Source organism: Ruegeria sp. BI12, from assembly GCF_056537985.1.
In genome coordinates this window covers 51643-70073 of the sequence record NZ_JBQFSL010000004.1, presented here as the reverse complement: position 1 = coordinate 70073, position 18431 = coordinate 51643, and the positions used below count along the sequence as shown (strand labels likewise).

21 protein-coding genes are annotated in these 18431 nt (G+C 57.9%); 11 read left to right on the top strand and 10 right to left on the bottom strand.

Translation table 11 applies throughout. From position 1 onward, the window contains the following. Position 1: 1 nt before the first annotated feature. From ACR0AK_RS21565 to ACR0AK_RS21545, 5 genes are all read right to left on the bottom strand, one after another. Complete coding sequence (locus tag ACR0AK_RS21565; RefSeq protein WP_480794923.1) at positions 2 to 1456, bottom strand: efflux RND transporter periplasmic adaptor subunit; 1455 nt, start codon at positions 1454 to 1456, stop codon at positions 2 to 4. Positions 1457 to 1562: 106 nt separating this feature from the next. Further along, the gene (gene moaB, locus ACR0AK_RS21560; RefSeq protein ID WP_170562589.1) at positions 1563 to 2105 is read right to left on the bottom strand and encodes a molybdenum cofactor biosynthesis protein B; all 543 of its coding nucleotides are present in this window, start codon (positions 2103 to 2105) and stop codon (positions 1563 to 1565) included. A 6-nt stretch (positions 2106 to 2111) separates the two neighbouring features. Further along, positions 2112 to 2732, bottom strand: coding sequence for a LysE family translocator (locus tag ACR0AK_RS21555; RefSeq protein ID WP_480794922.1), 621 nt, complete (start codon positions 2730 to 2732; stop codon positions 2112 to 2114). After that, positions 2729 to 3328: a metallophosphoesterase family protein gene (locus tag ACR0AK_RS21550; RefSeq protein WP_170562582.1), complete on the bottom strand. Its 600-nt coding sequence runs from the start codon at positions 3326 to 3328 to the stop codon at positions 2729 to 2731. The genes ACR0AK_RS21555 and ACR0AK_RS21550 overlap by 4 nt, the downstream gene beginning before the upstream one ends. Next, entirely contained in the window at positions 3325 to 4092 is a 768-nt protein-coding gene (locus tag ACR0AK_RS21545; RefSeq protein WP_480795063.1) for a uracil-DNA glycosylase, read from the bottom strand. Before ACR0AK_RS21545 ends, ACR0AK_RS21550 begins: the two co-directional genes overlap by 4 nt. Before the next feature lie 759 nt (positions 4093 to 4851). On the opposite strand from ACR0AK_RS21545, the gene ACR0AK_RS21540 reads away from it, so the two are divergent. The 7 genes from ACR0AK_RS21540 to ACR0AK_RS21510 all read left to right on the top strand — a co-directional run bounded on the left by ACR0AK_RS21540 (position 4852) and on the right by ACR0AK_RS21510 (position 9486). Continuing rightward, a complete protein-coding gene (locus ACR0AK_RS21540) occupies positions 4852 to 5787 on the top strand; it encodes an aspartate carbamoyltransferase catalytic subunit (RefSeq protein ID WP_170562579.1) in 936 nt (311 codons plus the stop codon). Beyond that, on the top strand, positions 5784 to 6302 hold the full coding sequence (locus ACR0AK_RS21535; RefSeq protein ID WP_480794921.1) for a hypothetical protein: 519 nt from the start codon (positions 5784 to 5786) through the stop codon (positions 6300 to 6302). Before ACR0AK_RS21540 ends, ACR0AK_RS21535 begins: the two co-directional genes overlap by 4 nt. Further along, on the top strand, positions 6287 to 6673 hold the full coding sequence (locus ACR0AK_RS21530; protein WP_480794920.1) for a hypothetical protein: 387 nt from the start codon (positions 6287 to 6289) through the stop codon (positions 6671 to 6673). The genes ACR0AK_RS21535 and ACR0AK_RS21530 overlap by 16 nt, the downstream gene beginning before the upstream one ends. Further along, entirely contained in the window at positions 6670 to 7950 is a 1281-nt protein-coding gene (gene pyrC, locus ACR0AK_RS21525; RefSeq protein ID WP_480794919.1) for a dihydroorotase, read from the top strand. The genes ACR0AK_RS21530 and pyrC overlap by 4 nt, the downstream gene beginning before the upstream one ends. Next, positions 7950 to 8555, top strand: coding sequence for a glycerol-3-phosphate 1-O-acyltransferase PlsY (gene plsY, locus ACR0AK_RS21520; protein ID WP_480794918.1), 606 nt, complete (start codon positions 7950 to 7952; stop codon positions 8553 to 8555). Before pyrC ends, plsY begins: the two co-directional genes overlap by 1 nt. Next, a complete protein-coding gene (locus ACR0AK_RS21515; RefSeq protein ID WP_480794917.1) occupies positions 8552 to 8818 on the top strand; it encodes a hypothetical protein in 267 nt (88 codons plus the stop codon). The genes plsY and ACR0AK_RS21515 overlap by 4 nt, the downstream gene beginning before the upstream one ends. Before the next feature lie 194 nt (positions 8819 to 9012). Beyond that, a complete protein-coding gene (locus ACR0AK_RS21510) occupies positions 9013 to 9486 on the top strand; it encodes a YHS domain-containing (seleno)protein (protein WP_480794916.1) in 474 nt (157 codons plus the stop codon). A 72-nt stretch (positions 9487 to 9558) separates the two neighbouring features. On the opposite strand, the gene ACR0AK_RS21505 is transcribed toward ACR0AK_RS21510, so the two are convergent. After that, on the bottom strand, positions 9559 to 10542 hold the full coding sequence (locus tag ACR0AK_RS21505; protein WP_170562564.1) for a quinone oxidoreductase family protein: 984 nt from the start codon (positions 10540 to 10542) through the stop codon (positions 9559 to 9561). Positions 10543 to 10733: 191 nt separating this feature from the next. On the opposite strand from ACR0AK_RS21505, the gene ACR0AK_RS21500 reads away from it, so the two are divergent. Further along, positions 10734 to 11591 (top strand): DUF2189 domain-containing protein, encoded by an 858-nt coding sequence (locus ACR0AK_RS21500; protein ID WP_170562561.1) that lies wholly within the window; start codon positions 10734 to 10736, stop codon positions 11589 to 11591. A gap of 34 nt (positions 11592 to 11625) precedes the next feature. Here ACR0AK_RS21500 and ACR0AK_RS21495 read toward each other — a convergent pair whose 3' ends face one another. Continuing rightward, on the bottom strand, positions 11626 to 12612 hold the full coding sequence (locus ACR0AK_RS21495) for an NAD(P)H-quinone oxidoreductase (protein WP_480794915.1): 987 nt from the start codon (positions 12610 to 12612) through the stop codon (positions 11626 to 11628). 55 nt (positions 12613 to 12667) lie between these two features. Next, complete coding sequence (locus ACR0AK_RS21490; protein ID WP_170562554.1) at positions 12668 to 13360, bottom strand: COQ9 family protein; 693 nt, start codon at positions 13358 to 13360, stop codon at positions 12668 to 12670. Between the two features lie 111 nt (positions 13361 to 13471). Here ACR0AK_RS21490 and rpsU point away from each other — a divergent pair, with 111 nt between their 5' ends. Next, positions 13472 to 13678: a 30S ribosomal protein S21 gene (gene rpsU, locus ACR0AK_RS21485; protein WP_005614280.1), complete on the top strand. Its 207-nt coding sequence runs from the start codon at positions 13472 to 13474 to the stop codon at positions 13676 to 13678. A gap of 292 nt (positions 13679 to 13970) precedes the next feature. Continuing rightward, the gene (locus ACR0AK_RS21480; RefSeq protein WP_480794914.1) at positions 13971 to 15140 is read left to right on the top strand and encodes a CAP domain-containing protein; all 1170 of its coding nucleotides are present in this window, start codon (positions 13971 to 13973) and stop codon (positions 15138 to 15140) included. 59 nt (positions 15141 to 15199) lie between these two features. Here the strand turns inward: ACR0AK_RS21480 and ppk2 are convergent, their stop codons facing one another. Both ppk2 and ACR0AK_RS21470 read right to left on the bottom strand, forming a co-directional pair. Beyond that, complete coding sequence (gene ppk2, locus ACR0AK_RS21475) at positions 15200 to 16117, bottom strand: polyphosphate kinase 2 (RefSeq protein ID WP_170562548.1); 918 nt, start codon at positions 16115 to 16117, stop codon at positions 15200 to 15202. Between the two features lie 406 nt (positions 16118 to 16523). Further along, on the bottom strand, positions 16524 to 16982 hold the full coding sequence (locus ACR0AK_RS21470) for an Lrp/AsnC family transcriptional regulator (protein WP_170562543.1): 459 nt from the start codon (positions 16980 to 16982) through the stop codon (positions 16524 to 16526). A 138-nt stretch (positions 16983 to 17120) separates the two neighbouring features. Here ACR0AK_RS21470 and ald point away from each other — a divergent pair, with 138 nt between their 5' ends. Beyond that, complete coding sequence (ald, locus tag ACR0AK_RS21465) at positions 17121 to 18239, top strand: alanine dehydrogenase (RefSeq protein ID WP_170562540.1); 1119 nt, start codon at positions 17121 to 17123, stop codon at positions 18237 to 18239. Positions 18240 to 18431: the final 192 nt, after the last annotated feature.

The window sequence follows — 18431 nt, the reverse complement described above, 5'->3', positions numbered from 1 at the left end:
CTTAGCCCCCCGCCCTGTTTTCAAGCCGCTGGACAAGCGAGGCGGGCACCTTAGCCTCGCTCAATTGACCCAGAACCCGTTCTTTGACGTCCTTTGGCATGCGGGTGCTGGCCTCAACCTGAGCTACCAACTTAGCGCGCTGTTCCACTGACAGCTCAACCATACCCGGTGCAGCCCCGGCGCTGTCATCTATCCGCAATGGCCGCACACGCACGCCTGATCCCAACAGCGGAGTGCGGCCTATCACGACCTCGCGCCCCACCAAACCGTCACCACGCAATAAGACTTCATCGCCCTGACGCCGGATCAGCTGCACCGGCAGTGCCTCGAGCCTGTCGCCATCGTCCAATACCAACACCGTCCCAACGGCATCCAAAGCCGAAGAGGGCAACCGCACAACATTGTCCAGCGGTTGTTCCTGCACAGTGACCGTAACAAAATCGCCCGGCTTGAACCCCGACGCATCGTCTAGGCGGGCATAGATCAAACGCCCGGTCTGTCCTTCGCCCGCCGAGCCGCTATCACGACTGATGCGGCCTTGGGCGGTCAGGTCGGTGCCGGTAACCTCAAGCGAGACGGTAACCGGCGCGTCGATCAGGTCGCCAGCTGCGTCCAGCAATCGAACGTATTGCGCGGTCGACACGCGGAAAGCCACTTCCAACGCGTCAGGGTCGACGAGTTCAGCCAGTTTTTCGTTCGCAGACACCAGCCGACCTTCGACCAGCGTTACATCCGTCAACGTCCCCGCAAACCGGGCGCGGATTGTCATGTCGTCCAGATCGCGCTCTGCGGCCTCAAGCGCAATACGCGCCCGGGCCAACAGGGTGGTCGCCTGATCGACGCGCGATTCTGCCTGAGCCAGCGCAATGCGCCGCGCCAGCACCGCTTGCTGGGCAGCTGCTTTTGCAAGCTCTGCCTCTTCCACAGCAGCTGCGGCACCGACGCCACGTGTCTGCAAATCCTGCTGACGCTGCAAGGCACGCCCACGCAACTCCGCCTGCGCCTCGGCCGAGTTCAACTCGTCCTGCGCCAGCAGCAGCGACCGTTCAGCGTCACGCTCTTCAAACTGCGCGTCCAGCAAATCGGATTTTGCCCGGTCCAGCGCGGACTGGGCATCAGCAGGATCAAGTTCAACCAGAACCTCATTTGCTGTCACAACACCGCCATCTTCGAAATCATCGGCCAGCCCGACCACGCGCCCCCCCAAAGCCGCGCGCAGTTCCAGCCTGCGGCGGCTTTGCACCTCACCGAATGCTTCAAGATAAGGAGTCACGGTTACCAGTTCCGCAGGCCGAACAGACACCGCGAATACACGCTCGCGCGACTGCGGAGCGGACTCTTCCCGTGTCAGAACGTCCTGTACCGCGCCCGAAATCATCTGTGCCGCCACAAACAACAGGGCTAGCGTCAGCGACGCCAGAAAGACTCCAACAAGGCTTTGCCTCAGAAATCGCATATAAAATTCACCCCGGTTGCATCAGGCTGCCATTCGCAAAAGGTAGCTGGACAATAAAAAATGCCAAGCCACAAAGCGGTTATGAACGTTTAAACGCGCGACCAGTCTACTTCCGTCGCAAATGTTCGTCCAATCTGGGCATTATTTCGACGAAATTACAGGGACGGTGGCGATAGTCGAACTGCTTTTCCAAAATCCCGTCCCAAGCGTCCTTGCAAGCGCCCGGACTGCCCGGCAATGCAAATAGATATGTGCCGCCTGCCACGCCGCCAGTTGCCCGCGATTGAACGGCGGAAGTGCCGATCTTTTCCATGGAAATAATTGTGAACACCGTGCCGAAAGCCTCGATTTCCTTCTCATAGACATCGCGATGCGCCTCGACAGTTACGTCGCGCCCCGTCAGGCCGGTACCCCCGGTCGAAATTACCACATCTATTTCCGGGTTAGCGATCCAGGCCCGCAACTGATCGGCGATCTTGCTGCGTTCGTCCTGAATGATGCTGCGGTCAGCAACGTGATGCCCGGCGCGTTCGATGCGGTCCACAAGTGTCTGGCCGGATTTATCTTCATCCAGCGACCGCGTGTCCGAGACGGTTAGCACGGCGATACGGACCGGAATGAAGTCTTTGGTCTCATCAATGCGCGACATGTTTCCTCAGGCCCTTTCCAAGATGGCAAGCCGGATCGCGAGGGCTGTGAAAATCCCTCCGGTCACCCAGCCCATGATGCGCGAAGCGCGCGGGTTCGCGATCAACACTCGCCCAGCACCCCCGGCAAAAATTCCCACCAGTCCGTTCACTGCGAAGCCGCCCAGCGCAATGATTGATCCGAAAATCAGGAACTGAAGCAGAATCGCGCCCGCTGCCGGATTCACAAATTGCGGAATAAAGGCCAGAACGAACAGGATGACTTTGGGGTTCGTCAGATTGACGACCAAACCGTCCCGGAATGCCAGTTGCGTGGGTCCGGACGGCGCGTCCGCAGAGACTACCCCGTTCCGAAATGCACCCCAGGCGAGATACAACAGATAGGCTACGCCCATCCAGCGGATCACGTCGAACAACCAGGGCATCGTCGCCACGGCTGCGCCAAGACCAAGGCCGGCCAGCAGAACGTGAACCATGGACCCGGCAGAAATACCTGCACTGGCGGCGATTGCCGATTTCGGCCCGGACCTAAGACCTTGCCCAAAGCAAAACATCATATCGGCCCCGGGCGTCAGATTCAGGGCAATTGCAGCTGGGATAAACGCCAGCAACGTAACTGTTTCTATCACGTTGTGACCTCGAACCAATTCACCGTGGGGCCAAGGTTGGCGATCTGCGTCACTCCGATTGTACCGCGATATCCCCAACTGTCGTGGATATGCCCGCAAAGCGCGTATTGAGGCTGCAAGCGTTCAATTGCGTTTCGCACCGCCACCGACCCTACGGCATCGCCCATCGACGTAGTATCGCCGTGGCCCTTCGGTGGGGAATGAGCGATCAGGATGTCGGTGCCGTCACACCGGTCCAGAAGCTCGGCCGCCTCGGGATCAGACAGGTCGCAAGACCAGCCGCCAAACGGCGTAACTGGCACGCCGTAGCCCAGCCCAAACAGGCGCAGACCATCCATCGTCATACCTGTCCCGTGCAGGACGTGCACGCCTTCAGGTGCGGCGTCTTCCAGTTCTTCCACACTTTCGGCATTGCCGGGCACCACGACCATTGCAGCCGAAATACCCGCAAGCATAGCCATCGCGTCATCCAGCCCTTGCCGCATATTACAGAAATCCCCTGCGCCAATCACCAGATCGGCCTCGGCGCTGGCTGCGACAACCTCGGCCGCGCGATTGCGCGCCATATGCAGGTCCGAGAACGCGAGGATTTTCATGCCTTTCCCTCCAGCCGCGCTTTGAGTTCCAGCAAATCGGCCCATGCCTGCCGTTTCATCTGCGGCTGTCGCAGCAGGTAAGCTGGGTGGAACATCGGGATCACCGGTAGATCCATCGCCTGATCCCACTGACCGCGCAACCGCGTGATCCCCCGTTTGCCCAGTACGGCCTGACAGCTGATATTGCCCATCACCACCAAAACCTCGGGCTTGGCCAAGGCGACGTGCCGTTCCAGGAACGGCTTCAGCATGCCAATCTCTTCGGGTTTGGGATCCCGGTTCTGCGGTGGGCGCCACGGCAGGACGTTAATGATATAGACGTTTTCCGCCCGGTTCAGATCAATCGCAGCCAACATGCGGTCCAGCAATTGCCCGGCCCGCCCGACAAAGGGCCTACCCTCGCGGTCCTCATCCCGACCCGGTGCTTCTCCGATTACCATCACCTTCGCACCCGGTGTGCCGTCAGCAAAGACCAGCTGTCGTGCGCCTCTCTTCAATTCGCAATGGTCAAACGCGTCCATGGCCGCCTGCAACTGATCCAATGTACCCGCGGCTTGGGCAACTGATCTTGCTACAGCAACCGGATCCACCTGTTTGGGTTTTTCTGGTGCGGTCTGCGCTTTTTGGGTTCTTTTGGCTTTGGGCGCTGTATCAGGCAGCGCATACCGGTCAACCGGTGCGTCACCGATCGCATCCGTTGCGCCCAGCTCGATCTGCCATTCCAGCAGGGCGCGGGCAGTATGATAGTCCAAAGCCGATTCCATATCCCTCAATCTAACCACCTTTTGAACGAGGGAAAGCAGATAGACCTTGATTGGTCGGTCCATCGCACCGACGATTGCCATATTCATGTTGTCTGTTTTGCGATTCTTGTTCCTTGGCTTGCTGCTGATCATTCTCAGCGGTCCGGCTTCTGCGCAGTTCAAAGACAGATATGGCCAGTGTCGCGCGGGCCAATTCAAATGCGGCAGCACGTGTTGCTCGGGCGGACAAAGATGCAGCTTTGACGGGCACTGCATTCCATTGGGCGGCACCTATTGCGGTGGCGGCAGAACCTGCGGCCCGTTCGAACGCTGCGTGGCAGGCGGCACCCGGTGCGCCCCAGCCGGACAAAATAAGTGCAGATCGCGTCTGGATTGCCCGGGCGGCAGCACCTGCAACGCCCGCGGGGAATGCGAGAAGATAACGCCCGACATTCTGGAACTGCCTTCCCTGACGTGTGACGACGGTCGCATTTGCGGATCCGGATCGTCCTGCCTGCCGGGGGGAGGATGCACGCGCCCCGGTTGGTATTTCTGCGAAAAAACCGGGTCTCAGTGCCGTCAGGGATTCAAATGTTCAAAAAACCAAGGATGTGTTCCTGTTAAGGCCATCGACTGCGGATACGGCAAGTGGTGCAAGCCCGGCGAACAGTGTCTGCCCGAAGGCGGGTGCGAGAAACTACCTGAAGGATCTGATCCTTAGGTTGCCTTGGGCTGCGTGGCTTCTTATAAGCGGCGCGATTGTCAGACAGGAGCCCGCCAATGCGTTTCGCCCATCGTCACCTTCTTGGCATCGAACATCTGTCGCAATCCGATATCACTGCCATCCTTGATCTGGCCGAGAAATACGTCGACATGAACCGTCAGTCGACCAAGCATTCCGACGTTCTGTCGGGCCTGACGCAGATTAACATGTTCTTCGAGAATTCGACCCGCACGCAGGCCAGTTTCGAAATCGCGGGCAAGCGGCTGGGCGCGGACGTGATGAACATGGCGATGCAGGCCAGCTCGATCAAAAAAGGCGAGACGCTGATCGACACGGCCATGACGCTGAATGCAATGCACCCAGACCTGTTGGTGGTACGCCATCCACATTCAGGTGCCGTTGATCTGTTGGCGCAGAAAGTGAATTGCGCTGTACTGAACGCCGGCGATGGTAAGCACGAACACCCGACGCAGGCTCTGCTGGATGCTTTGACCATTCGTCGTGCCAAGGGTCGCCTGCACCGGCTGAACATTGCGATCTGCGGCGATGTCGCTCATTCCCGCGTTGCCCGGTCAAACCTGATCCTGCTGGGTAAGATGGAAAACCGTATTCGCCTGATCGGGCCGCCGACATTGGTTCCGTCGCAATTCGCAGATTTTGGCGCCGAAATTTACGACGACATGAACGAAGGTCTAAAGGACGTCGACGTCGTCATGATGCTGCGCCTTCAGAAAGAGCGGATGGACGGCGGCTTTATCCCGTCAGAGCGGGAATACTACCACCGCTATGGCCTCGACGCTGCGAAACTGGCACAGGCCAAACCCGACGCCATCGTCATGCACCCCGGTCCGATGAACCGCGGGGTCGAGATTGACGGAACACTGGCAGACGACATCAACCGGTCCGTCATTCAGGAACAGGTCGAAATGGGCGTCGCCGTTCGTATGGCCGCAATGGAACTGCTGGCCCGCAACCTTGGTGAGGCCGCATGAGTGATCTGAACGTCGCCCCACATGAACACGGCGTTCTGCGCTTGTTTCAACTCGACATGCGCCCGGAAGAGGCAAAGTTCCTGCGCGAACCCGGGGCGGCAGACCAGATTCTGGGTGTCGAGGGTCTGGATCTGGCCCAGATCGACGTCTTTCCTGTCTCGGACCTCGAGGAACTGGGTCTTTATGGCTATCTGAACGAAGGATGTGGCATACCCAAAGATCAACTGGATCGAGATGCGCTGGAGAGCGTTGAAGGTTGGGTTATGGTCGTGCGCAGTGCTGCGTTTCAGGGGCGCGCAGCCACACTGCGACCGAATCCGAAGATGCGCTTGATTGGCCTCTATACCGAAGAGGCGACAAACTGGACCGGCGGAAGGATTGAAACCGATAGCGCAAAACCGTTCTCGGCCCCACAAGTTTCTTCACAGGATGACAAACCCCGCCGCATCGGATCGGCCATGCTGGCGGTGGTGGCACTGCTCGTCATCGGAGGTATCCTGTGGCTGATCCTGTGACCTTTGCGCCCGACAAGGGGGCTTATATCCGCACAAACACATGGCTGGCCGCAGGGGCAATGGCCGTCGCGATGATGGTGCTGTGGTTGATCGGCAATCCCTATCCTTGGACAGGGGCGCCTGCCGGTTTGGCCGCAATCGGTATCCGCGCATGGTATCTGGCTTCGGAGGAAATGACCGCCGCGTGGAAAATGACGGACACCACCCTAACCGGCCCGGGCCCGCGCAATGTTGCGCTGAACCAGATTGAGGCGGTCAAAATCATGGGCAGTTTTGTCCAGATTGTCACTAAGGGCGGTGACAAACATCTGATCAAATACCAGGCAGATCCAGCTGCAACCAAAGCCGCTATCGAAAGGGCAATGGCATGAGCAACACTATTTTCACCAACGCCCGCCTGATCGACCCGGAAGCCGGAACAGACAGCCTTGGGTGGCTACAAGTGTCCGAGGGTCGAATTGCTGGGCGCGGCGAAGGGGATGCTCCGGCGCTGGATGGCGCAGTCATTGATTGCAAAGGACAGTGCCTTGCCCCGGGTATCGTCGATATTGGCGTCAAGGTTTGTGAGCCGGGTGAGCGGCACAAGGAAAGCTATAAGTCCGCCGGTCTGGCCGCCGCCGCCGGAGGCGTGACCACGATCGTGACCCGTCCTGACACTTTGCCTGCCGTTGACACTCCGGAAACCTTGGAATTCGCAACCAGGCGAGCGCAGGCCGACGCACCTGTCAATGTCTTGCCTATGGCGGCGCTGACCAAGGGCCGCGAAGGGCGCGAGATGACTGAGATCGGGTTCCTGCAGGATGCCGGAGCCGTGGCCTTCACAGATTGCGACCATGTCGTCGCCAACACCAAGGTGTTTTCCCGCGCCCTGACCTATGCCCGCGCTTGCGGGGCGCTGGTCATCGCCCACCCGCAAGAACCCATCCTCAGCAACGGTGCCGCGGCGACTAGTGGTAAGTTTGCCGTGCTGCGTGGCCTTCCCGCTGTTTCGCCAATGGCCGAGCGGATGGGGCTGGATCGCGACATCGCCTTGCTTGAGATGACCGGCGCCGCTTATCACGCTGACCAGATCACCACCGCCCGCGCCCTGCCCGCGCTTGAGCGCGCAAAACGCAACGGTCTGGATATCACCGCAGGTACGTCGATCCACCATCTGACACTGAACGAGCTGGACGTGGCCGACTATAGGACCTTCTTCAAGGTCAAACCGCCGCTGCGCTCCGAGGATGACCGACAAGCGGTAATCGAAGCCGTGCGGACCGGCCTGATCGATACAATCAGTTCGATGCACACGCCACAGGACGAGGAAAGCAAGCGCCTGCCGTTTGAAGAGGCGGCCTCGGGCGCGGTGGCTCTTGAAACGTTGTTGCCCGCAGCACTGCGCCTGTGTCATGCCGGGCAGCTGGATCTGCCAACATTGTTCCGTGCCATGTCTCTGAACCCGGCAAAACGACTGGGCTTACACAGCGGACGCCTGTCCGAAGGCGCACCTGCAGATCTGGTTCTATTTGACCCAGATGTACCCTTTGTGCTGGACCGGTTCTCGCTGAAATCGAAATCGCAGAACACACCGTTTGACGGCCAGCGGATGCAGGGTAAGGTCACCGCAACTTTCGTTGCAGGCCAAGAAGTTTACCGGAGACCCTGATGCCCGCCATTGACAGTACAACGACCCAGCTGATCCTCTGGGCGGCCTTTGGGTATCTGATGGGGTCGATCCCGTTTGGCATGGTCCTGGCCAAGGTGATGGGCTTGGGCAATCTGCGCAACATCGGTTCGGGCAATATCGGCGCAACCAATGTTCTGCGGACTGGCAACAAAACTGCCGCGGCCCTGACCCTGATCTTAGATGCCGCAAAAGGCGGTGTTGCCGTTCTGGTTGCGCGCGCTGCAGCGGGCGAAGATGCAGCGCAGATTGCAGCGCTGGCCGCATTATTGGGTCATTGCTTCCCCGTTTGGCTGGGCTTTAAGGGAGGCAAAGGGGTCGCCACGTTCCTGGGTATCTGGCTGGCGTTGGACTGGCGCGTTGGTGTCGCCTGTTGCCTGACCTGGCTGGTTGCTGCTGCAATATGGCGTATCTCATCCCTTGCGGCACTTGCAGCCGCCGCGATGTCCACTATTTGGGTCCTTCTGCTGACGAATTCAGTGACGCTGGTACTGACAGGTATCCTGACCATGTTGGTCTACTGGCGCCACAGCGCAAATATCGCCCGCATCAAATCCGGTACTGAACCAAAAATTGGACAGTCTTGAGCGCCTCGGACGCCTTCCTGACCGCCTTTTTCGCCATCCCGGTGGGCTCATCAACCGGGTACGCCCACGGCAAGCGATACATCGTCAACCGAACAGAATTCTCAGACGGTAAATCTCAGAAGCTTGTCGCGCACGCTATGGCTGGCGGGGATTATATCAGTCTGAACATCTATCTGACCAGAAACGGATCACTTCTTCGCCCCTGCGAAATGCCGGCAGAAAAAGTTACTGAATTCGTTCTGGCATTCGTGACCGATACCTAAGGCCAACTCTGCATTTGTGAACAGAACCTATTCACCTCTGCACATTCACAATTGATTGCTTTGAACGTGATGACCTGCCTGCCCACTTGGGTTCCGTGACGACCAATTGCGGGTCTCACGGACAAAAAACTCTTGGGTCGTCTGGGCGCAATTTTCTGCGCGACGTGGCGGCCCCTTCACGAAAGGTGAAAACAATGAACAAGTTCAAATCTCTTATTGGCGGCGTTGCGCTGTCTGTTGCCATCGCAGGTTCGGCTTTGGCCGCTGGTGTTGAACTGAATGCAAGCTCGACCGGTCTGGCCTTGCAGGGTTATGACCCGGTTGCCTATTTCACCGAAGGTCAGCCGACGAAAGGTGACTACCGTATCACCGCGCTGCACAATGACGCGATGTACCGCTTTGCCAATGAAGAAAACAAAGCCGCATTCGAGGAAAACCCCGAGGCCTACCTGCCCGCATACGGCGGCTACTGCGCATTTGGTGCCGCGATGGGCTTCAAGTTTGACGGTGACCCGAACTACTGGAAGATCGTCGACAACAAGCTGTACCTGAACCTGTCGCAGGACATCCAGCAGCGCTGGGAAGGCGACATCCCTGGCTTTATCGATCAGGCCAGCGCCAATTGGGAAGATATTTCCGACAAGACACCGGCGGAACTGCAGCAGTAAATCGCAAACATTCCCCAAAAAAAGCGGCGGCAGATTTTCTGCCGCCGCTTCCCGTTTCGCGACCAGGCAGTCTTACGGTTCCAGAACCGTGCTGCCCGTGGTTTGACGCGCTTCAAGCACTCGGTGCGCCTCGGCAACTTCCGCAAGAGGAAAGCGTTGGTCGATGTGGATTTTGACCTCTCCGCCTTCGACCTTACCGAATAGCCGCCGCGCCATTGCCTGACAGACGGAATGGTCCGAGATGTGGGTAAACAGGGTCGGCCGCGTGATCTTCAACGAACCCTTCTTCCCCAGAATGCCGATATCCATCAACGGAACCGGTCCCGAAGCGTTGCCGAATGAGATCATCATCCCCAAAGGTTTCAGGCAGTCCAGCGAGCCATTGAACGTGTCCGCGCCAATGGAGTCCATCACCACATCCACACCCTTTCCACCAGTGATCTCTGCCACACGCTGGGCAAAGTTCTCAGTCCGATAGTTGATGCAATGCGCGGCCCCGTTGAACTGTGCAAGGCTGCATTTCTCATCCGTTCCAGCGGTTCCGATAAGGGTGATACCTTCGGACTTGGCCCATTGGCAGGCAATCAAACCAACACCACCGGCTGCCGCATGGAACAGAACCGTGTCACCGCGTTTCAAGGGCGTTGTCCGATGAAACAAATACTCCACCGTCATCCCCTTGAGCATCATCGCCGCGGCCGCATCAAAGGAAATCCCTTCAGACAACGGGCATACCTGCGCCGCAGGCATCACGCGCGCTTCGCAATAAGCTCCGGCGGGGGCTGCGGCATAGGCTGCGCGTTGGCCGGGTTTCAGATGGGTAACACCTTCACCTACGGCCTCAATCACACCTGCAGCTTCCATGCCCAGCGCATGCGGCAGATCCAGCGGATACAGCCCGGTGCGCTGGTAAACATCAATGAAGTTCAACCCACATGCCCTTTGGCGAATGCGAACCTCGCCGGGTCCGGGATCGCCCAAGGGCCGGTCTTCGATCTTCAGAACTTCGGGGCCGCCGTGTTCGTGAATGACGACGGTTCTTGCCGTTTGCTGCATGCTGACCTCCTGTTGCCTGACGCCAAGCTAACACGACTGTGAAACAGGGCAATTGGAAGGTTTTTGCCGCCACGCAACCACAGCGCGAAAAACTGTGCTATACTAGGTCCCGAGCGTTGCCGGCTGGTCCGGCCAAAGGCAACCAACGCCGGATTGACCCCGCTGCGCACTGGCAAAGGGAGGGGATCAAGATGGCCAAAACAATTGGAAATCCAATTAGCTGGGCGGCCCGAAACATTGGCGCAACCGGCGATCACATCACCGAAAGCGTGCACCACATCGGCAGCGCGGAAACTCGGCATCTGCCGCAGGTGCAAACCCTGACGATGCAGGATCTGAAGGCCTGTTTACAGGCCGGGTACAACGATTTCCTGGAAACGCGGGCGGATGCCATTTTCATCATACTGGTTTACCCGATCGCGGGCTTGTTGATGTTCGGGTTCGGCCTGAACCGCAATATGGTTCCGCTTCTGGCGCCGCTGATCATGGGATTCGCACTTGTGGGTCCAATAGCCGCCGTGGGCCTTTACGAGATCAGCCGCAAACGTGAACAAGGCGGCGAAGTGCATTGGTTGGACGCCTTGGGCGTATTCCGGTCCCCATCGTTTGGCGCGATTCTGGCTTTAGGTTTTTATCTGGTCATGCTGTTGCTGGTCTGGCTGATGGTCGCACAGAGCATATACGTGCATACGCTAGGGCCTGATCTGCCCGCCTCATTCGGGGCCTTCGTGACTCAGGTGTTCACCACAGGAGCAGGCTGGTCCATGATCATCTTCGGAAATGCGATCGGGTTCCTGTTTGCGTTGGTCGCATTGGCCGTGAGTGTCGTCAGCTTTCCGCTTTTGCTGGACCGTCAGGTTGGCCTGCCGGTTGCAGTCGTAACTTCTGTCCGGGTGCTGCGGCATAACCCAGGTGTCATTCTGGCGTGGGGGTTCATCGTGGCGGCCTTGCTGATTATCGGAGCCATCCCGATGTTGTTGGGGCTGATCGTCGTCATGCCCGTCTTGGGCCACGCGACCTGGCATCTCTACCGCCGCGCGGTGGTCTGATTGAAAAAGCGCGGGAGCTACCCGCGCCTAAGCTTTAGCCGGCGACTTTCAGGACGATCTTTCCGATATGTCCCGAACTTTCCATCCGTGCATGGGCGGCTGACGCATCCGCCAGATCGAACTCACTATCCATCACAGGGGCCACCTTCCCGGCCTCCAGCAATGGCCAGACGGCTTCGCCCAGATCCTGCGCAATCTTCGCCTTTGCCAGATCACTTTGAGGGCGCAAAGTACTGCCAGTCAGGGTCAGGCGTTTGACCATCATCATCGCAAAGTTCAACTCGACCTTCGGACCTTGCAGGAAGGCGATCTGAACCAGACGCCCATCCTCGGCCAGAGCTTTGACGTTACGCGGGATATAGTCGCCACCAACCATGTCGAGGATCAGGTTCGCCCCACCTTCGGCGCGCATGACACCCACAAAATCCTCGTCCCGGTAATTGATCGCCTTCTCGGCGCCAAGGCTCACACAAGCCTCGCACTTCTCAGCAGACCCGGCCGTTGCAAATACCCGCGCGCCAAACGCATTCGCCAGCTGAATAGCCGTTGTGCCAATTCCGCTTGACCCGCCATGAACCAGAAAACGCTCGCCCGCTTTGAGCCCACCACGAGTGAAGACGTTGGACCAGACAGTGAAGAAGGTTTCGGGCAGACAGGCCGCTTCTTTCATCCCCATTCCCGAAGGAACTGGCAGACAATGTGCGGCTGGGGTGGCCACATATTCCGCATAGCCACCACCAGGCAACAATGCGCAAACCTGATCGCCAACTGCCAGACCTTGTACCCCGGCACCAACGGCAACAATCTCGCCCGACGCCTCAAGCCCAGGCAAATCGCTGGCGCCCGGAGGCGGATCGTATGCCCCGGCGCGCTGCAGCGCATCCGGGCGGTTCACGCCAGCATAGGCCACTTTCAGGATCACTTGTCCGGCTTGCGGTTCGGGCACGGGGCGTTCCGTCAGTTGCAGAACATCCGGGCCACCGGGTTTGGTGATTTCGACAGCGCGCATCATCTGGGTCATGGGCAAATCTCCTTTGCCCAATGCCTAGCAGGCAATTTCTGGAAGGCCCAGACGCTTACTTGCGCGGGTTCAGCATCCCCGGCAAATCGGCCCTCATTTTCAAGGGTGGCTTCACCTGACCGGCCAGCCAATTTGGAACCGCCAGAAACGGTTTGAACAGCGGGTTACCATTCACCTGCGCTTTGATCTTTTCGATCTGCATAACGTTATCTATGCGCCGATCCAGAAACTCCCATGTTTTCTGGTGATCGGGGGAATCGTCGCCCAGCCAGAACAGCAGTGTCGAGGAATAGACACCCGACAATGTCGCACGTTTTGTGTACCAGTTCACATCGTCCGATGTATCTCCCAGCGTGTCCCAAATCAGATCACAGGTCTGCCACAGTGCTTTTGCCCCATCGGCTGCATGAGTAGGCAGGGAAAACAACGTCATGCCCCGGCGAACCAGTTCCTTGTCCGGAACAGCCTCAAGCCGAAAGCGAACTGCGGCGGCGATTCGCTCTCGGAACTTCAGATCGCTCAGGTCCGTGGATTTAAGGCGGTCTTCCATCGCCGCGTCGCCGCGCGCATGGAACGCAAGCGCCAGATCAACTGCGCCGCGGGGGCAGATCGCGCGCGCCAGAGTGTCATCCATATCGCAATCTAATATAGCCGCGCGAAAGCTGGCCTCGGACCAGCCGTCAAACGGCACATGGATCAAGACTGCGTCCAAAAGCTGCTGTTTTGCATCTTCATAAGTGGTCGTCATGGCGGTTCTCCGGTTCTCAGAGCCAGTACTAGACAAGATAGAGGCGCTTTGCTATACGGCCAACTCCTGCAATTTCCTTGCAACTCTATCTAGAAAGGTGGTGACAACCACATGCAGGTTAGTGTTCGCGACAATAACGTCGATCAGGCGCTTCGTGCCCTGAAGAAAAAGCTGCAGCGCGAAGGCGTGTTCCGTGAAATGAAGCTTAAGCAACATTTCGAGAAACCGTCCGAGAAAAAAGCGCGCGAGAAGGCTGAAGCGATCCGTCGTGCCCGTAAACTGGCACGTAAGAAAGCACAGCGCGAAGGTTTGCTCTAAAACCTCGCTCGTCCAGCTTTGGATGACACTTTTTGACGACCCCCGAGGCATCGCCCGGGGGTTTGTCGTTTTCAGGGTCGGATGATTTATGCCGACTCGGGCCGCCTACGCGCGACAAGCTGCCATTTCCCCCTCAGCAACATTTTGCCCGGCATTTTGCAGCGCAGCGAATCTCGTGGCGGTAGCACTGCCCCGCCAAAACTCGCCTTAAAGCACTCCGTCCCTATGAACGCAGCATCCAGCCTTTGTAACTGGCGCCGTCTACCACGACAAAAACCAATCGGAGGCAAAAATGTCGACTGCAAGTAGTATCGAACGAGAAATGCTGGCGCTTATTAACCAAGAGCGTACATCCCGCGGGCTGGACCCCTTACAGCTTGAAACCCGCCTGAACGACTCGTCCGAGGATCACAGCGAGTGGATGCTGGAAACGAACAGGTTCAGCCACACCGGCTCGGGTGGCAGCAGCGCCACACAGCGGATGGAAATGGCAGGGTTCGATTTCTCGGGCAACTGGCGATCAGGTGAAAACATCGCCTGGCAATCCGAGCGCGGCGCGCCCGGTATCAGCGATGACGTCGCGCAGCTTCATCAGAACCTGATGAACAGCCCCGGTCACCGTGCGAACATTCTGAACCCGGATTTCAAATACATTGGCATCGGTATTGAAACCGGCGATATGCAGGGTTTCGACGCTGTGATGGTCACGCAAAACTTCGCCGCCACCCAAGGTGAAGTTATGCCGGACAATGGCTCCACCACACCGCCGACTCCGACACCACCGGTTGAAGAAACCCCGCAGCCCGACGAGCCCGTGGCCGAAGTACCTGATCCCGAGGTTACCGAGCCAGAGGAACCCGTAGCCGAAACACCGGATACCGACAAAGAGGAACCAGCACCCGAAACGCCTGACACAGATGTCACCGAGACTGAAGAGCCGGAGCCGGAAACGCCCGACACTGACGTCACCGAGACTGAAGAACCGGAGCCCGAAACGCCCGACACCGACGTCACCGAAACCGAGGAGCCGGAACCGGAAACACCCGACACCGACGTCACCGAGACTGAAGAACCGGAGCCCGAAACACCCGACACCGATGTCACCGAGACCGAGGAGCCGGAACCGGAAACACCCGACACCGATGTCACCGAGACAGAAGAACCGGAAACACCCGGAACCGAGGACCCGGAACAAGTCGCCTGTTTTGACGTTCAGGAATTCCTTGCCGAGATCAGGTCCTTTGTCCAATCACTGCAAGCACAGTTCGACCAGTTTGACTGGAACGACACAGACTATGCCGATGCAGAACCCGAAGCGGATGACTTTGATATGACGATGACCGGTGCCGACAACGGTGGGGACGATGTGGATACCACATGCTCTGACATGTCCGGAAACGATTCAGGTGATGTCTTTGTGTTCAACTATTATGACTTCGACTGCATGATGGACGCAGCTTAACAAACCCCACGGTGCGAGGTGGAGATGAGCCTGCCTCGCACCAATTCCAACTGGGATTTTCAATAGACCTTAGGAACGTATAGTTCGTCCGGCAGAATCCGGCGTTCATACTCAGGATTGTACTTACGGTCCGGCAAATCGACCTTTTCCTGCGGTACGTCCGAATACGGAATTTTGGTCAGTAGATGCTCGATACAATTCAGGCGTTCGCGCTTTTTGTCATTGCCTTCGACGATGTACCACGGCGCTTCGGGAATGTTCGTGCGAAACAACATATCCTCTTTGGCCTTTGTGTACGCCTCCCACCGAATGCGCGACTCCAGATCCATAGGGGACAGTTTCCACTGCTTCATCGGATCGTGAATGCGCATCAGGAATCGCAACTGCTGTTCTTCGTCGGTGATCGAGAACCAGTATTTCAGCAAGATGATACCCGACCGCACCAGCATTCTTTCGAATTCGGGAACGTCCTGAAAAAACTGTTCGACCTGATCTTCGCTGGCAAAGCCCATGACTCGTTCAACGCCTGCGCGGTTGTACCAGGACCGGTCGAACAGAACGATTTCACCGGCGGCCGGCAGATGCGGAACATAGCGCTGAAAATACCATTGGCTTTGCTCCCGGCGGCTGGGCGCGGGCAATGCGACCACACGCGCAACACGCGGATTTAGGCGCTGGGTGATGCGCTTGATCACCCCACCCTTACCGGCACTGTCGCGACCTTCAAAAAGAATGCACACTTTGGCACCGGTGTGTTGAACCCAGTCCTGGACCCGGATCAATTCGGCCTGCAATCGCAGAAGGTTCCGGAAATAAACCTTGCGGTCCAACATTTCGGGATGTTGTTCCTTATAGATCTTGCGAACTTCCATCGACAGCATCGGTTCGCTGAATTCAATCTCGAAATCTTCATCCAGCGTGTCTTCCAGCTCGGCTTCCAGCCAGTCTTTGGGGGCATCATTGTGTTCGTAAGCCAAGATCTGCTCCTTATTAGTCAACGGGTTCCGACCATACCGAGGTTGTGTGACCGCCTGATGTCATCAGAAAAATTGATGAACGCTCCGCGCAGGTTCAATACCAAGTTGGCGCGGCGCCGGAAAACAGGCAGATGTACGGTCATTCCCATAATTGAACTGACCAGCGCCGGGATACAAGCGTCTGAATTGACGCAATGCCGGCATACTGGCCCGGTCTGCCCCGTTTGGTCATTCTATTTTGGGGGTATCCGACGGTATCCCTACACACCTGAGCACGTAATGGCCGTGAGGCATTTTACATCCCTTTTGCCAGCGAAATGGCTAAGGCTCGAACGGATCGCTGGTATTCTCTGTGCGGTTTCGAAGCTGCGCACCTGACCCCGTTCACCCTGCGTCAGCCAGATGGTCACACCGGCAAGGCGGTCGTTTTGAACACGGTGCGCAGCGCGAATGAGCTTTGCATCTGCGCCACCCCAGGAAGCCGCGAAAGGTATTGACGGTGAATGCGGGCGAAATCCTCGGTATTCTCGGCAACCACTTTCAAAATATAGTCTGCCGTACCTGCCATAAGGTGACATTCAAGAACGTCGGGAATACGCGCCACCGCTTTTTCGAACGCGTCCAACAGTTCTTCTGCCTGACCTTGCAGGGTGATCTCGACAAACACCGTGGTGGGGACATTCATCTTGCGTGCATCCAGCAGCGCCACATAGTTGCGAATGTACCCTTCGGCCTCAAGTCGCTGGACTCGACGATGACAGGCCGAGGGCGACAGATTCACCTGATCTGACAGTTCTGCATTCGACATCCTGCCATTTCGCTGCAGGGCAGCCAGAATCTTTTTATCAGTCGTATCAAGGCTCATTCGCGCACATCCTTTGCAAGATGACGCAATATTACAGGAAATTATCGCAAAGAAAAACCAAATGACGGGCAGAGTTTCACAGAAATTGCATCCCAAGTTGCCCATAATTTAGGCAGTTTATGAATGGAGGAGCAAAACATGAAAATCGGTTGCCCCAAGGAAATCAAACCCCAGGAATTTCGTGTTGGCATGACGCCTAACGCCGCGCAAGAAGCTGTCGCGCGCGGCCACGAGGTTATCATTGAAACCAATGCCGGCATGGGTTCCGGCTTTGACAACGACTCGTATATCGCTGCAGGTGCCCGCATCGTCGACACCGCAGAAGAAGTGTTCGCGACCGCGGACATGATCGTAAAGGTCAAAGAGCCCCAGGCGATTGAACGCAAGATGCTGCGCGAAGGTCAGCTGCTGTTCACCTACCTGCACCTGGCACCTGATCCAGACCAGACCCACGACCTGCTGGCGTCGGGCTGCACCGCGATTGCCTATGAAACCGTAACCGACCGCAACGGCGGCCTGCCGCTGCTGGCGCCGATGTCCGAAGTTGCCGGTCGTCTGGCACCTCAGGTCGGTTCGTGGACCCTGCAAAAGGCCAATGGCGGCCGTGGTGTTCTGATGGGTGGCGTTCCCGGTGTTGGCCCAGCCAAAGTCATCGTGATCGGCGGCGGCGTTGTTGGCACGCACGCAGCCAAGATCGCGGCCGGCATGGGCGCTGATGTCACCGTTCTGGACCGGTCTCTGCCGCGCCTGCGTTACCTTGACGACGTCTTCGGCGGCACGTTCAAAAGCCAGTATTCGACAGCCGGTGCAACGGCCGAGCTGATCCAGGATGCCGACATGGTTATCGGTGCTGTTCTGATCCCCGGCGCTGCGGCACCCAAGCTGATCTCGCGCGCGCAGTTGTCCACCATGAAACCCGGCGCGGTTCTGGTTGACGTTGCCATCGACCAGGGCGGCTGCTTTGAAACCTCCAAGGCGACCACCCATGCGGACCCGATCTACGAAGTTGACGGCGTCATGCACTACTGCGTGGCCAACATGCCGGGCGCAGTTGCGCGCACCTCGACCATCGCACTGGGTAACGCGACAATGCCGTTCATGCTGTCGCTGGCAAGCAAAGGCTGGAAGAAAGCATGTCAGGACGACCCGCATCTTCTGGCGGGTCTGAACGTACATGCCGGTCAGCTGACTTACGAAGCTGTTGGCACGGCGCTGGGTCTGGATGTTGTCTCGCCCGAGGCAATCGTCAACGCCTGAAGCACTCCCGTCCCTGAAAGCACCCGCTGACGCGGCTGCTTTAAAGTGTTGGGCATGGCGGCGCGCCTTTGGCGCGCCGCTTTTCGTTTATGGCCACGATCCTGGCTTCCCAAAAAGAAACGCCGCGCTGAAAGCGCGGCGCCGGGCCCAACCGGAGGAGGACATTTCCAATGCCCGTGCGACGGGCGGGAG